Annotated in this window: 13 protein-coding genes and 5 tRNA genes; 14 read left to right on the forward strand and 4 right to left on the reverse strand. The window is 45.2% G+C overall.

The window, feature by feature from the left end:
• Nucleotides 1-195: 195 nt before the first annotated feature.
• The 8 genes from H150_RS0109675 to azu all read left to right on the forward strand — a co-directional run bounded on the left by H150_RS0109675 (nucleotide 196) and on the right by azu (nucleotide 3487).
• A tRNA-Arg gene (locus tag H150_RS0109675) sits at nucleotides 196-272 on the forward strand.
• A gap of 18 nt (nucleotides 273-290) precedes the next feature.
• Nucleotides 291-365 (forward strand) — tRNA-Glu (locus H150_RS0109680).
• Nucleotides 366-417: 52 nt separating this feature from the next.
• Nucleotides 418-494: transfer RNA gene (locus tag H150_RS0109685), tRNA-Arg, on the forward strand.
• A 29-nt stretch (nucleotides 495-523) separates the two neighbouring features.
• A tRNA-Glu gene (locus H150_RS0109690) sits at nucleotides 524-598 on the forward strand.
• Nucleotides 599-663: 65 nt separating this feature from the next.
• A tRNA-Glu gene (locus tag H150_RS0109695) sits at nucleotides 664-738 on the forward strand.
• A gap of 165 nt (nucleotides 739-903) precedes the next feature.
• Nucleotides 904-1647 carry a carbonic anhydrase gene (locus H150_RS0109700; RefSeq protein WP_019958863.1) on the forward strand — a complete coding sequence of 248 codons (744 nt, stop codon included), beginning with the start codon at nucleotides 904-906 and terminating at the stop codon, nucleotides 1645-1647.
• 204 nt (nucleotides 1648-1851) lie between these two features.
• Nucleotides 1852-2859, forward strand: coding sequence for a porphobilinogen synthase (hemB, locus tag H150_RS0109705; protein ID WP_026353627.1), 1008 nt, complete (start codon nucleotides 1852-1854; stop codon nucleotides 2857-2859).
• A gap of 55 nt (nucleotides 2860-2914) precedes the next feature.
• Nucleotides 2915-3487 carry an azurin gene (azu, locus tag H150_RS14200; protein WP_211206683.1) on the forward strand — a complete coding sequence of 191 codons (573 nt, stop codon included), beginning with the start codon at nucleotides 2915-2917 and terminating at the stop codon, nucleotides 3485-3487.
• 63 nt (nucleotides 3488-3550) lie between these two features.
• Here the strand turns inward: azu and H150_RS0109720 are convergent, their stop codons facing one another.
• Nucleotides 3551-4012 carry an Ivy family c-type lysozyme inhibitor gene (locus H150_RS0109720; protein WP_019958868.1) on the reverse strand — a complete coding sequence of 154 codons (462 nt, stop codon included), beginning with the start codon at nucleotides 4010-4012 and terminating at the stop codon, nucleotides 3551-3553.
• Between the two features lie 95 nt (nucleotides 4013-4107).
• Nucleotides 4108-5214 (reverse strand): phosphoserine transaminase, encoded by a 1107-nt coding sequence (gene serC, locus H150_RS0109725; RefSeq protein ID WP_019958869.1) that lies wholly within the window; start codon nucleotides 5212-5214, stop codon nucleotides 4108-4110.
• 342 nt (nucleotides 5215-5556) lie between these two features.
• On the opposite strand from serC, the gene rimP reads away from it, so the two are divergent.
• The 4 genes from rimP to rbfA all read left to right on the forward strand — a co-directional run bounded on the left by rimP (nucleotide 5557) and on the right by rbfA (nucleotide 11001).
• On the forward strand, nucleotides 5557-5982 hold the full coding sequence (gene rimP / locus H150_RS0109730; protein ID WP_019958870.1) for a ribosome maturation factor RimP: 426 nt from the start codon (nucleotides 5557-5559) through the stop codon (nucleotides 5980-5982).
• 34 nt (nucleotides 5983-6016) lie between these two features.
• On the forward strand, nucleotides 6017-7528 hold the full coding sequence (gene nusA, locus H150_RS0109735; protein ID WP_019958871.1) for a transcription termination factor NusA: 1512 nt from the start codon (nucleotides 6017-6019) through the stop codon (nucleotides 7526-7528).
• Complete coding sequence (gene infB, locus H150_RS0109740; protein ID WP_019958872.1) at nucleotides 7521-10553, forward strand: translation initiation factor IF-2; 3033 nt, start codon at nucleotides 7521-7523, stop codon at nucleotides 10551-10553. Before nusA ends, infB begins: the two co-directional genes overlap by 8 nt.
• 76 nt (nucleotides 10554-10629) lie before the next feature.
• A complete protein-coding gene (rbfA, locus tag H150_RS0109745) occupies nucleotides 10630-11001 on the forward strand; it encodes a 30S ribosome-binding factor RbfA (RefSeq protein WP_019958873.1) in 372 nt (123 codons plus the stop codon).
• A gap of 264 nt (nucleotides 11002-11265) precedes the next feature.
• Here the strand turns inward: rbfA and H150_RS0109755 are convergent, their stop codons facing one another.
• On the reverse strand, nucleotides 11266-11613 hold the full coding sequence (locus tag H150_RS0109755) for a hypothetical protein (protein WP_019958875.1): 348 nt from the start codon (nucleotides 11611-11613) through the stop codon (nucleotides 11266-11268).
• A gap of 261 nt (nucleotides 11614-11874) precedes the next feature.
• Nucleotides 11875-12492, reverse strand: a complete 618-nt coding sequence (locus H150_RS0109760; protein ID WP_019958876.1) for a 3'-5' exonuclease — start codon at nucleotides 12490-12492, stop codon at nucleotides 11875-11877.
• Between the two features lie 274 nt (nucleotides 12493-12766).
• On the opposite strand from H150_RS0109760, the gene truB reads away from it, so the two are divergent.
• Both truB and rpsO read left to right on the forward strand, forming a co-directional pair.
• A complete protein-coding gene (gene truB / locus H150_RS0109765; RefSeq protein ID WP_019958877.1) occupies nucleotides 12767-13693 on the forward strand; it encodes a tRNA pseudouridine(55) synthase TruB in 927 nt (308 codons plus the stop codon).
• Nucleotides 13694-13773: 80 nt separating this feature from the next.
• Nucleotides 13774-14043, forward strand: coding sequence for a 30S ribosomal protein S15 (gene rpsO, locus H150_RS0109770; protein ID WP_019958878.1), 270 nt, complete (start codon nucleotides 13774-13776; stop codon nucleotides 14041-14043).
• Nucleotides 14044-14172: the final 129 nt, after the last annotated feature.

Genomic DNA, 14172 nt, shown 5'->3' on the forward strand with positions numbered 1-14172 from the left:
TTCTTAAAACAAAAATGAAATGGCTCAAATACTTGATGTTGTGAAACTGCCGCTTATTGCGCAACAGACTGCCATTTACGCTCCATAAATTCAAAAATAATTACAAAAACCGCTTGCCAATATACAAAGTCATCTCTATAATTCGCCTCCGTTGTCGCAGTTAAGCAATCACAAGCACTGACAAGTGATAGCAATGCACCCGTAGCTCAGTTGGATAGAGTATTTGGCTACGAACCAAAGGGTCGGGCGTTCGAATCGCTCCGGGTGCACCAACAAGCTCGCAACCAGATGCGCCCATCGTCTAGCGGTTAGGACACTGCCCTTTCACGGCGGCAACCGGGGTTCGATTCCCCGTGGGCGTACCACAGAATTTCAAAAATTCCAGCCAACAGCTGGTTTTTTTAACCAAGCTTAAATGCACCCGTAGCTCAGTTGGATAGAGTATTTGGCTACGAACCAAAGGGTCGGGCGTTCGAATCGCTCCGGGTGCACCACAGTTTACAATCAATCTTTGATTGATACCGCGCCCATCGTCTAGCGGTTAGGACACTGCCCTTTCACGGCGGCAACCGGGGTTCGATTCCCCGTGGGCGTACCAATACCGAAGCAGGCTTTTACGGCAAGTTTCAAAATAAGTTTTACAGTCAATCTTTGATTGATGCCGCGCCCATCGTCTAGCGGTTAGGACACTGCCCTTTCACGGCGGCAACCGGGGTTCGATTCCCCGTGGGCGTACCAACAAAAAAGACCAGCTTTTAAGCTGGTCTTTTTTGTTGTCATGGCAATACATCACATTCATTCAATCTTTCAAAACCGATTCACAACACCATTGTCATGCGTTATCTTAGACAAGCACTATCACATCATCATTTTGCATTCAATGCTCTCACTAGGGGGAAACACATGTTAAAAAAAATGGGCTTTTTGATGACTTTAATCGGATGTAATGTTTACAGCATGGCAGCAGATCAAACAACTTCTTGGTCTTATCACGGTAACAGTGCGCCCGAATATTGGGGTATTTTGGCACCAGAATATGCCACCTGTAATGGTTACAACCAAACACCTATCAACATTACTGGCAGTATCGATGCCCAATTGCCCAATCTCAATATTGACTATCCATCTCATGCACACACCATCATCAACAATGGTCACACCATCCAAATTGCTTATACTGATGGCAGCAGCATTGAAGTCGATGGCGAACGCTTTGCGCTGAAACAAATGCATTTTCATACCCCAAGCGAAAATCACATCGAAGGCCAATCTTTCCCTATGGAATTGCATTTGGTGCATGCCAACGCTGCAGGTGCTTTGGCGGTGATTGGTGTGATGTTTGAATATGGTCAAGCACATCCTCAATTGAAACAACTGTGGCAAAACATGCCCAAAACCAAGAATCAACCCAAAGTAATCCACACCCCAAACCCGATAATAGCCACCGAATTTTTACCTAAAAAACAAGACTATTATCGTTTTAGTGGCTCTTTGACCACGCCACCTTGTTCAGAAGGTGTGCGTTGGTTGGTGATGAAACAACCGTTGCAAGCTTCAAAAGATCAAATCCAACAATTTGACGAAGTCATGGGCACTCACACCAATCGCCCCTTACAAAATTTAAATGGTCGAATGATTGTTCACTGATGATATGTAATTTGAAACCAATATTAATAGGCGTTCTGTGACTTTACAGGACGCTTTTATGTTAATTTTAATAAAATATTTTCACTTTGATTAAAAATGGGTTTAAAACCGTATCAAACTTGACCCAATACAATCCCATCTTCACAATCTTGGGTACAATAGAAGGTTAAGATACCAATTTCAAATTGTACAGAGAACACCATCATGAATTTTTTGTCACGCCAAGCACCTGCTACGCGCATGCGCCGCATGCGCCGCGATGCTTTTTCACGCCAATTGATGCAAGAAAACACCTTAACTGCCAAAGATTTGATTTTACCAGTCTTCATTTTAGAAGGCAGTAACATCGAGCAAGACATCAGCGCGATGCCAGGGGTCAAACGCCAAAGCTTGGACAAATTGTTTGCCACTTGTGAGCGTTGCGTTGAACTGGGCATTCCATTGATTGATTTGTTTCCTGCCGACTTAAGCGGCAAAAGCCTGATGGCAGAAGAAGCTTACAATCCTGATGGTTTGGTGCCACGAGCGGTGCGTGAAATTCGCCAGCGTTTTCCACAATTGGGCGTGATGACCGACATTGCCTTAGACCCATACACCACGCATGGACAAGACGGGATTATTGACGATACCGGCTATGTTTTAAATGACATCACCATTGAAGTATTAATCAAACAAGCTTTGTGCCACGCCGAAGCAGGCGTACACATCATCTCACCTTCGGACATGATGGACGGTCGTATTGCGGCACTGCGTGAAGCTTTGGAAGCCAACGGCCATGATTTGGTGCGCATCATGTCTTATTCTGCCAAATACGCCTCTTGTTTTTATGGCCCCTTCCGTGAAGCAGTGGGTTCTGCTGGCAGCTTGGGCAAAGCCGACAAAAAAACCTACCAAATGGATCCTGCCAACAGCAACGAAGCGTTGCACGAAGTGGCTTTGGACATCCAAGAAGGTGCAGACATGGTGATGATTAAACCGGGTATGCCATATTTGGACATCATTCGCCGTGTCAAAGACGAGTTTGCCGTACCTACATTCGCCTATCAAGTATCAGGCGAATATGCAATGTTACAGGGAGCCATTCAAAACGGTTGGTTAGAGCGTGACCAAGCGATTTTAGAAAGCTTGATGGCTTTCAAACGCGCGGGTGCCGATGGCATTTTGACGTATTACGCCATTGAAGCAGCGCAATTGCTACAACAATCAGCCTAATCATGGTTCATCTTGGGCTGTCATGCAGCCCAAGAATATCAATAAAGACAATATCATGACACTCAAACCTTTATGGCAACTCGGTTTCAGCACAGCCATCATGATGGCAATCTCTGCGTGTTCCCAAGAGCCTGCCCCCGCTTCTGTCGCCATTCCGCCGACACCTGCCTCCATACCACACACCAACCACACCATGGCAAGCTCACCTGAAGCTGCATCCACACCAACGTCCCATACCAGCCAAAACGATTGTGAAATTGCTTTAAATGGCACCGATGCGATGCAGTTTAGCCTCAAACAAATCGAAATTCCTGCGCATTGCACGCAAGCGACCATACATTTGAGCCATACAGGCAAGTTACCCAAAACTGCCATGGGTCACAATGTCGTGATTACCAGCCAAGCCCATTTACGTGGTGTATTGTCCGATGGTTTGCAAGCGGGCAAAGAGCATGAGTTTGTAAAGCCAAACGATGAGCGTGTATTGGCGCACAGCAAATTGCTTGGCGGCGGCGAGTCAGACAGCATCACTTTTGACACTGCGCTACTGAAAACCGAACCTTATGTGTTTGTGTGTAGCTTCCCCGGCCATAGCGGTCCGATGCGTGGCACAATTGTCATCCAATAAAAATAAGCGTCCTGTAAACATTTACAGGACGCTTGTTGTACATACCCATTCACATCACACTATTTACCACCACATATGGCTTAATTGATTGCTGATGTGGGCAATCTCCACAAAAGCCTCACGAGCGACTTTGCCTTCGTGATTGTGCAAAACGGTATCCCCTCGCACCAACAGCAAAGCCTGTTTGGTCGGTTCATAGACAAATTGCCACTGTGTATCGCCACAATCATGCGGCTTACAAAAAGTACCCGTAAAAACAGTCGGGCCACCTGTTAAGATGGGTTTCACTGGCGTCGTCACCATGCCACCACCATTAAAACCTTCTACCACCCAATCTTCTAACTGACCATGGTTGCCCAAAACTTCCAAAATATTCAATTTCAAAGCAGGTGTAGATTGTAAAACCTCAGGCAAATACGGCGCACCAAGATGTTGATTCAAATTGGGATTCCAAGTATTTTGCGCTTGCGCAACCAACGCCACTGTACCCAATACCCAACCACAACACCACTTGATTGCTTGCATGATTTATTCCTCATTATATAAAACCACAAAAAAGCGTCCTGTAACCTTACAGGACGCTTAATTTATACCATCAAATTCATGACGATGTATTGATATTAGCCATAACGTTTTTGGAATTCGCCCATGAATTCAATCAACGCTTCCACGCCTTGCAACGGCATGGCATTGTAAATGGAAGCACGCATTCCGCCCATAGTCTTATAACCTTTGAGCAAACGCAAACCGCGCGTGGTCGATTCTTGTGCAAACAATTTGTCCAATTCAGGCGTTGGTGCGTGGAAAATCACGTTCATTTGCGAACGTGCACGCGCTGCGACTTTGTTGGTATAAAAACCGCCACTGCCATCAATCGCTTCATACAATTTGCGGGCTTTCAAAGCATTGATGGTTTGCACCGCCGACACACCGCCTTGCGATTGCAACCAACGGAATACCAAGCCAGAAATGTAAATTGGATAAGTTGCAGGTGTGTTGTACATGCCTTGACGCTCGACGTGTGACTTGTAATTCCACACATCAGGAATGCGGTCTGAACAACGCTCTAACAAATCCTCACGAATGATAACTATCGTTGCGCCTGATGGACCAATATTTTTTTGCGCACCAGCGTAAATCAAACCAAAATCAGAGACATTGATAGGACGTGACAAAATTTCACTCGACATGTCACACACCAATGGCGGCATTTGATTGGCAAACGGCTTAGGCACATCACGGTATTGCAAACCATGTACGGTTTCATTGATGACGTAATGCACAAAAGCCGAATCAGGGCTGATATCCCAGCTTTCAGGGTCAGGCAAATCGGTATAATCGTATAGCTCACCACCATGAGCGGCCAAATGGATTTTGGCATCGGACAATTTACCCATTTGATTGTGGGCAATGCGGCTCCAATTGCCTGTGACCACAGAGTCCACACGCTTGAAACCATTGGCCAAATTCATCACAGCCATATTGAATTGCGAACTGGCACCGCCTTGCATGAACAAGACTTTGTAATTGTTTGGAATGTTCATCAACTGACGCAAATCTTGCTCAGCATGGTACATAATGCTCATGAACACATCTGAACGATGGCTCATGGTCATGACTGAAAAGCCAGTACCATTGTAATCAAACATTTCCGACTGCGCTTGGCGCAAGACAGAATCGGGTAAAACTGCAGGACCTGCTGAAAAATTGTAAATGGGCATGCTCATGGTGAATCGGCCTTTCGGCGGGAATTTGCAAATAAAACGGCGTTGCCTTCTTAAACCCTTGCAACGTCACACTGTTGTGACCCCTTTTTGCCGCACAAACATTATGAAATTAATAATGTTGACAGCAAATGTTTTCAATCGTTTCAAACTTTGGAGGGGCTTGCTTCGATTTTAGTGCGTTGCAACACATGAGGCAAGTCATAGTTGTCACCTGTTTGGCGTCATAAATGTCTTATAAACAAGCTTAATGCTTTCTTTTCCCACTCAAAGCGAGTAAAATCCAACTTGTTTTTCAATTACGAGAAATGGGCACTTGCCCATTTTTTTATTTGCGGGAGCCAAATGGACGTCCAAACCATATTAGACAAGACCTTACCTGGTTTAGGTTATGAGTTGGTTGATTTCGAATTAACCGCCCAAGGGGATTTGCGTGTTTTCATCGATAGCCCAACTGGCATTACTGTGGAAGACTGTGCCACAGTAAGCAACCACTTAAGCCGTGTGTTTTTGGTAGAAGACATTGATTACAAGCGCTTGGAAATTTCTAGCCCAGGCTTAGATCGCCCTTTGAAAAAAGCAGCAGATTTTGCTCGCTTTAACGGTCATATGACCAAATTAAAAACCCGCTTGCCAGTGGATGGCCAAAAAAACTTTTTGGGTCGCATTGTTGCCAGTGATGAAGAAAATGTGACTTTGGCCTTTGATGGCAAAGAAGCCACCATCGCCATTAACAACATTGACAAAGCGCGTTTGAAGCCAGAATTCTGATCCATCGGAAAACACGTTTGGAGAAACCATAATTATGAGTCGTGAAATTTTAACCTTGGTTGATGCCTTGGCAAGTGAAAAAAATGTAGACCGTGAAATTGTATTCGGCGCATTGGAATTTGCTTTGGCAACAGCTGCTAAAAAGAAGTTTGATCAAGAACACATTGAAGTTCGCACTGCCATCAACCGTGAAAACGGTGAATACCAAAACTACCGTCGTTGGTTGGTAGTCAAAGACGAAGACTATACTTACCCTGATGTTGAAGTGACTGAAGAAGAGTTAGAAGAAAAATTCCCTAACGACGCTAGCAAGCACTTACCAGCAGGCGAATATTACGAAGAAAAAATTGAAAATGTAGAATTCGGTCGCATTGGTGCGCAAACAGCCAAACAAGTTATTTTGCAACGCATCCGTGATGCCGAACGCGAGCAAATTTTAAACGAGTTTTTACAACGTCGTGAAAACTTGGTTTATGGCACAGTCAAACGTGTGGAACGCCATGGCGCGGTAATTGAAATTGGTCGCTTAGAAGCATTATTGCCACGCGATCAAATGATTCCAAAAGAAACATTGCGTTCAGGCGACCGTGTACGTGCTTACTTGAAAGAAGTCGTACAACAAGGTACCCGTCCTGTAGTGATGTTGACCCGTACTTCAGGCGAATTTTTGCGCAAACTGTTTGAAATTGAAGTTCCTGAAATCGAAAACGATTTATTGGAAATCAAAGAAGTCGCTCGTGACCCAGGCTTTCGCGCGAAGATTGCAGTAAAATCCAATGATCCTCGCATTGACCCACAAGGCACTTGTATCGGTGTGCGTGGTTCACGTGTGAATGCGGTGACCAATGAATTGGCGGGTGAACGCATCGACGTGGTGTTGTGGTCTCCTGACACAGCACAATTCATCATCAATGCATTGTCGCCTGCCGAAGTCACACGCATTGTGATTGATGAAGACCGTCACACAGTAGATGTTGTGGTCGCAGAAGATCAGTTGGCTTTGGCCATTGGTCGCGGTGGCCAAAACGTGCGCTTGGCAGCTGAATTGACCGGTTGGAGCCTCAATATTATGACGGTAGCCGAAGCCGATGAGCGCCACCAAGAACAAGATGCTCAAGTACGTGCTTTGTTCGAACAACATTTGAACATCCAAAGCGATGTGGCTGAAATCTTGGTACAAGAAGGTTTTGTGACTTTGGAAGAGGTAGCATACGTACCCGTTAGCGAAATGTTGGCCATTGAAGGCTTTGATGAAGAATTGGTCAGCCAATTGCGTAATCGTGCACGCGATGCCATTTTGACTTTGGCAATCGAGTCTGAAGAGCAATTGGAAAAAATGGATGAAGACTTAAAATCATTGGCTGGTGTGGATCAAGAAATGTTACGCGATTTGGCTCAAAGCGGCATCACCACTCGTGATGACTTGGCTGAATTGTCGATTGATGAATTGATTGAAATCACTGGTGTAAGTGCTGAAGCGGCCAAAACCATTATTTTGGATGCAAGATCGCACTGGTTTACTGAAGAAGGAGGTGCGAATGAGTAATAATACAGTACAACAATTTGCTTCAGAAATGAAAATGGCGGAAACACGCCTGCTAGAACAATTGCGTGCCGCAGGTGTGAACAAACAATCAGCTTCTGATGAATTGAGTTCTGACGACAAGCAAAAATTATTGGCTTATTTAAAGCAATCGCATGGTAACGAAGCTGAAAACAGCCAAATTACAGTCAGCCGCAAACAAACCAGTTCAGTGAAAACAGCTGGTCGTACGGTTGAAGTACAAACGCGTAAAAGTCGCAGCATTCAAATTGAAGTGCCTGTGACTGCAGCTGAAGAAACAGCTGAAATAACTGCACCTGCACCTCCTGCATCTATTGTCGCTGAAACAGTACAAGCAACGCCTGTAACTGAAATGCCTCAAGACGATGCTGAAAGCATTCGTGCTGCTAAAAAAGCACAAGCAGAAGCGGAAAAAGAGCGTATTTCTCGCTCTAAAAACAAACCTGCTCCTGCGCCAACTAAAAAAGAAGAAGCACCAGAAGCCCAACCCGTAGAAACAGCTGCGCCAGCACCTGTTGCTGAGGTTCCAGAGGCTCCTGTTGTTGTCACTCCGGAGCCAGCACCGCAAGTGGTAACTAAAGCGCCAACACCTGTTGCCGCTGTTGCCCAAGAAACGGTTGCTAAAACTCCCGTCAAAAACGAAGCCAAACAGGAAAAACCAAAAGAAGTGTCTAATCAACCAGCCAAGCCAGCTGCTACACCAGCACCAGCAGCACCGAAAGCGCCTATTTCTATCATTTCTGCAGAAGAGCAAGCGACGCGTGATGCCGAAGTCAAACGTGCAGAAGCCTTAAGAGCGCACCAAGAAGCCTTATTGCGTGAAAAACAAGAGCGTCAAGCACGTCGTGAAGCTGCTAAAAAACAAGCTTTAGCAGATGCTTTGGCTCAAAAACAGCAAAAAGAAAACCGCTCAGCCTCTCCTTCTGCGAAAAAAGCAGAAGAAACGGCAGCCAAAGCACAAAACGCGCAAAAATCCACAGCCAAACCTGCTGATAAAACAGCGGCAGCAACACCTAATGCAGCAGCAAAGCCTGAGAAAAAAGCCAATACCGATCGTCCAGCGCGTACCACTCAGCCTCAAAATGAAGACAATCGTGGTGGCAAGCCTAAGTCTAAGTTAAAAGGTCGCAGCGAAAGTAGCAATCAACGTGACGATAGCAAATGGCGCTCAGGTAAAAAAGGCAGAAAAGGTGGTCGTCATCAAGTAGATATCGACAACCAACACACTTTCCAAGCCCCTACTGAACCTGTGGTACATGAAGTATTGGTTCCTGAAACCATTACCGTCGCTGATTTGGCACACAAAATGGCTGTTAAAGCCGTTGAGGTGATCAAAACATTGATGAAAATGGGCTCTATGGTCACCATTAACCAAGTGTTAGACCAAGAAACTGCCATCATTTTAGTAGAAGAAATGGGTCATATTGCCAAAGCAGCACAACCTGATGATCCAGATGCATTCTTGTTAGACGGCGAAGAAGCAGCACAAGCGGAATTGTTACCTCGTGCGCCAGTTGTTACCGTTATGGGTCACGTTGACCACGGTAAAACCTCTTTGCTGGACTCTATCCGCAAAGCCAAAGTGGTTGCAGGCGAAGCCGGTGGTATTACTCAGCACATCGGTGCTTACCACGTAGAAACCCCACGCGGCATGGTGACTTTCTTAGACACTCCAGGTCACGAAGCGTTTACCGCCATGCGTGCTCGTGGTGCCAAAGCCACTGACATCGTGATTTTGGTGGTGGCAGCCGACGATGGCGTGATGCCACAAACCATCGAAGCAATCAACCATGCCAAAGCTGCAGGCGTGCCTATGGTGGTTGCGGTGAACAAGATTGACAAAGACTCAGCTAACCCTGAGAAAATCCGTCAAGAGTTGAGCATTCACGGTGTGAACCCAGACATTTGGGGCGGTGATACTCAATTTATCGATATCTCAGCGAAAAAAGGCATCAACATTGATGGCTTATTAGAAGCTGTCTTGTTGGAAGCAGAAGTATTGGAGTTGACTGCAGCGATTGAAGCACCGGCTAAGGGCATCATCGTTGAAGCACGTTTGGACAAAGGTCGCGGTGCAGTAGCCACCTTATTGGTTCAATCTGGTACTTTGCGCAAAGGTGACATGTTATTGGCTGGCTCTGTGTTCGGTAAAATCCGCGCGATGACCGACGAAGACGGCAAAACCATTACTGAAGCAGGTCCTTCTATCCCAGTAGAAATCTTAGGTTTGTCTGACGTACCAAATGCGGGTGAAGATGCGTTGGTATTGGCTGATGAGAAAAAAGCACGTGAAATCGCTTTGTTCCGTCAAGGTAAATACCGCGATGTACGTTTGGCCAAACAACAAGCAGCCAAAATGGAAAACTTGTTTGCCAATATGGGCGAAGGCGAAGTACAGAAATTGTCTGTCATCATCAAAGCCGATGTTCAAGGTTCTTACGAAGCTTTGGCTGGCAGCTTGCGCAAATTGTCTAACGGTGAAGTTCAAGTAGACGTCTTGCACAGCGGTGTAGGTGGCATCAATGAATCTGACGTGAACTTGGCCATTGCATCTAACGCAACCATTATCGGCTTTAATACCCGTGCGGATGCGGCAGCGCGCAAATTGGCTGAGAGCGAAGGCATTGACATTCGCTACTACAACATCATTTACGATGCGATTGATGATGTGAAAGCAGCGATGAGCGGCATGTTGGCACCTGAGAAGAAAGAACAAATCTTGGGTACTGCTGAGATTCGCCAAGTCATTAGCGTGTCTAAAGTGGGCAATATTGCCGGCTGTATGGTGACCGATGGCGTGGTGAAACGCGATGCACAAGTCCGTTTAATCCGCAACAACGTTGTGGTTCACACTGGCGCGTTAGACTCTTTGAAACGCTTCAAAGACGACGTCAAAGAAGTGAAACAAGGTTACGAATGTGGCTTGATGTTGAAAGCTTACAACGAGATTATCGAAGGCGATACTTTGGAATTCTTCGAAATCATCGAAGTCGCTCGTAGCTTGTAATTTAAGACACAGCGTCATGTAACAAAAAGCTGTCTGGACGCTTGGCATTCAGGCAGCTTTTACTTTAGGAAAAAACATGAAAAAACAACAACGTGGTTATGCCCGCCAAGATCGGGTACAAGAACAAATCATGCGTGAGTTGGCGGAATTGACCCGTACAGGTTTAAAAGACCCACGTGCAGGTTTCATTACCATCACCGAAGTCGAGTTAACCCGCGATTACAGCCACGCCACTATTTGGTGGACAGTGATGAACAGCAGCACTCGCGAAGTAACGGCAGAAGCTTTGGACAATGCACGCGGTCATTTGCGTTCAGAATTGGCCAAACGCATCAAAGTATTCAAAACGCCTGAATTGCATTTTGAATACGATGAATCACTAGAGCGCGGTATGAGTATTTCTAGCTTGATTGACCAAGCCAACAGTGAAAAACCTGTACAAGACTAAAATGGTGATGGCAGTCATCTAAACCGGTTTTCAATATTTACAGGCCGCTTATATTGCATAAGCGGCCTGTAAACATCAACACAAATAAAAAAACTATCGTTTGCGGTAGACTTGCCAATGGGTTTTCAATTCTCGCATCAACAAATATTCCTCAGCTTTTAAGTCTGCCAATTTAATCCACAAAATGGCATCGCTTGATTTTTCATCCAATTGCGGGTAGACCGAAATGGCAATATCAGGAATATAAGAATCATCTCTAGCGTATTATTTGCCTACGCGTATATCCACAATGTGTTCCCATCTGACCGACCTTCTTTTGTATTTGACGCCTCGCTCATTCAATACCAATAGAGGCTTATTGTTACCAGCCAAAGTCAACACTCGCAACGTCCAACTGACAATGGCGGCTGAAACAGGCAGCAAAATAAACAACGCCATAAAAATCATTGCCCCAAGACTGTATTGGCCTTGCACCAATATCGTCCACAGCCAATGTGCCCAAACATACAACACCACACAAAATAAAAACACCGCAAATGGCAGTTGTATCCAAGCCGAAGTACTTCGACTGTAATATTTAATCGGCAAGGTTTTGTTCACCGTGTAAGGCATACTCAGCTCCTATTTATCGGCCATCTGCAACCAGTCATCAAGCAGCATCAAAAAATGAATCCGCAATGCGCCAAGCTTTGAAAGCTTGACTTTTATCCTAAGGCATCCATATTTAAATGACCTTAGCATAAAAACAGTTTATTCACATAAGTCATCAATCGATTGATTTAAGATGCCACAAATTAACCTGTCCGATGTTTAGATATCATCGTTCAAAGAGAGTCTTACATACATCAAAGCGACCTGTAAGCCCCAAACACTTCACATTGACTCTTGCATGGCCTCCCACGCAGGCAAAGCCGCATACACCGCAGCAGGCGCATGGGCATCGTTGGCGGCATAGCGAATTTGGGCTTCGTTCAATTGTTTTTTCGCCCAATTACTGGTCGATTGGCGCTTGGATTTGTGAAAATTTTGCCCTAGCACCAAGGCCACTGCCCCACGCACACCGACAGAAGCAATGTATCCATGGCGCTTGAATACCCTATCTAAATCAACAACATTGTTCAATGCCATGCCCAAACGTTTAGGCAAACTGGCTGTATCGTGTTGTAAACCAAAACCAATTTTACAAATGCTGTCTGAATTCAAAATTTCAGCCGCCAAAGCCAACGCTTGCGAATGATGCAATTGTAAAATCCAAGCAGCCTGCGTGCTTGCCAATTGTACAATGTGCGGCCCTGTATCCACCTCACCTACTTTGAATAAAGGCTTGCTTTCGGTATCAAAGCCCAACACTGTTTGCGCCAGCAAAACCTCTCTGGCTTGGGCAAATTCTGCGGGAGTTTGTGGAATGAAAATATCAGATTCAGATAAAATATCAAAATCAGGCAATAATTGGCTAACTTCTTTAGAAGGTGGTTTCAATCTTGGTGGCATATCAATATTCATGTGCATTTAATATTGTGAAGTTTACAGGACGCTTGGCTTTTAAATAAGCGGCCTGTAAAGATATTTTTTTAATATCGAAACCACATTCTGATGGCATTTCAAACACATTGAGTAAAAAAAACAACCAGAGCTGAGCTCAAAAACCATCAAAGCCATTGAATTTCAAGAGCTGTATCTTCTGCGTTGCCGTTAGGAGGAATTCATATTCAATTGAGGCACATTCAATGGTAAACTTGCTGGCAATTTTTTTTGAAATGCTTGCATGACCACCTCAACCAAACCACCCAAACGCCGCATCAATGGCGTCTTGCTTTTGGACAAACCCAAGGGCAAATCCAGCAACACCGCGTTGCAAATCACCAAACGCCTGTTTCAAGCTGAAAAAGCCGGTCATACTGGGGTACTAGACCCATTGGCAACGGGCTTATTGCCTGTGTGTTTTGGTGAAGCGACCAAATATGCGCAGTATTTATTGGATTCGGACAAGGCCTATATTGCCGATTTAAAATTCGGCATCGAAACCACAACAGGCGATGTAGAAGGTGAAGCATCTTCAACCACCGATGTGCGCATCAATGCCCAACAGTTTCAGGACGCTTGCGTGGCATTTACGCGCTCGTATGAACAAATGCCACCGATGTTTTCTGCTTTGAAACACAATGGCAAGGCTTTGTACGAATACGCCCGCCAAGGCATTAACATTGAACGCAAACGTCGCACCATCACCATTTACCAAATTGATGTGTTGGCGTTTGACGAAGCGGCTCAAACCGCGCAAATTGCTGTGCGCTGCTCAAAAGGCACTTACATTCGCACCTTGGCTGAAGACATCGCCCGTCACGCAGGCTCTTTGGCACATTTGACCGATTTGCGCCGCACTGCCACAGCAGGTTTTGGTATCGAACACGCTTATAGCATTGAAACATTGGAAAGCTTGAACTTAGAGCAAAAAGATGGTTTATTGTTGCCATGCGAGGCTTTGGTGGCACATTTACCTGCCATTACACTGCAAAATGCTGAAATTGAGCGCTTGCAATATGGACAACAGGTGCAAAGCGATGCAATTTGTGAAATAATATCGCCCTTACGGGTATATGACGATGCGCAGCAATTTATGGGCTTGATCGAAGCGTCTGCTGAAGGCGTATTGAAGGCTTTGCGATTGATGAGTACTCAGAACAATCTGTAATTTTTTCGGAGACAGCGAGGGTTTCGGCTCTGTTGTCTTGCCGGGCTTGTAGCCCTGATATTTAAATGGAGTAATACCAAATGGCTTTGACCGTTGAACAAAAAGCGCAAATCGTTAAAGATTTCCAACGCCAAGAAGGCGACACTGGTTCTAGCGAAGTGCAAGTTGCATTGTTGACTTTCCGTATCAATGATTTGACTCCTCACTTCAAAGCAAACATCAAAGACCACCACAGCCGTCGTGGTTTGTTGAAAATGGTTAGCCAACGTCGTCGTTTGTTGAGCTACTTGCGTCGCACTGATGCGGAAACTTACCGCACTTTGATCGGTCGCTTGGGCTTGCGTAAGTAAGATCCTTTTAAAGTCGCAACTTCGGTTGCGACTTTATTTTCATTTGTATTTTCAAAATCTTGGGGTTAGGCTCTGAATAACTAACCATGCACATCTAGCAATATTTGATATGTGTGCATCATTAGGAAT

This window comes from Vitreoscilla stercoraria DSM 513 (assembly GCF_000382305.1).
In the GTDB taxonomy this organism is placed as follows: domain Bacteria; phylum Pseudomonadota; class Gammaproteobacteria; order Burkholderiales; family Neisseriaceae; genus Vitreoscilla; species Vitreoscilla stercoraria.

Bases quoted from the DNA above. Each gene is read 5' to 3' on its own strand.
- H150_RS0109700 (WP_019958863.1), top strand. From the start codon at position 904: ATGTTAAAAAAAATGGGCTTTTTGATGACTTTAATCGGATGTAATGTT.
- hemB (WP_026353627.1), top strand. From the start codon at position 1,852: ATGAATTTTTTGTCACGCCAAGCACCTGCTACGCGCATGCGCCGCATG.
- azu (WP_211206683.1), top strand. From the start codon at position 2,915: ATGACACTCAAACCTTTATGGCAACTCGGTTTCAGCACAGCCATCATG.
- H150_RS0109720 (WP_019958868.1), bottom strand. From the start codon at position 4,012: ATGCAAGCAATCAAGTGGTGTTGTGGTTGGGTATTGGGTACAGTGGCG.
- serC (WP_019958869.1), bottom strand. From the start codon at position 5,214: ATGAGCATGCCCATTTACAATTTTTCAGCAGGTCCTGCAGTTTTACCC.
- rimP (WP_019958870.1), top strand. From the start codon at position 5,557: ATGGACGTCCAAACCATATTAGACAAGACCTTACCTGGTTTAGGTTAT.
- nusA (WP_019958871.1), top strand. From the start codon at position 6,017: ATGAGTCGTGAAATTTTAACCTTGGTTGATGCCTTGGCAAGTGAAAAA.
- infB (WP_019958872.1), top strand. From the start codon at position 7,521: ATGAGTAATAATACAGTACAACAATTTGCTTCAGAAATGAAAATGGCG.
- rbfA (WP_019958873.1), top strand. From the start codon at position 10,630: ATGAAAAAACAACAACGTGGTTATGCCCGCCAAGATCGGGTACAAGAA.
- H150_RS0109755 (WP_019958875.1), bottom strand. From the start codon at position 11,613: ATGCCTTACACGGTGAACAAAACCTTGCCGATTAAATATTACAGTCGA.
- H150_RS0109760 (WP_019958876.1), bottom strand. From the start codon at position 12,492: ATGCCACCAAGATTGAAACCACCTTCTAAAGAAGTTAGCCAATTATTG.
- truB (WP_019958877.1), top strand. From the start codon at position 12,767: ATGACCACCTCAACCAAACCACCCAAACGCCGCATCAATGGCGTCTTG.
- rpsO (WP_019958878.1), top strand. From the start codon at position 13,774: ATGGCTTTGACCGTTGAACAAAAAGCGCAAATCGTTAAAGATTTCCAA.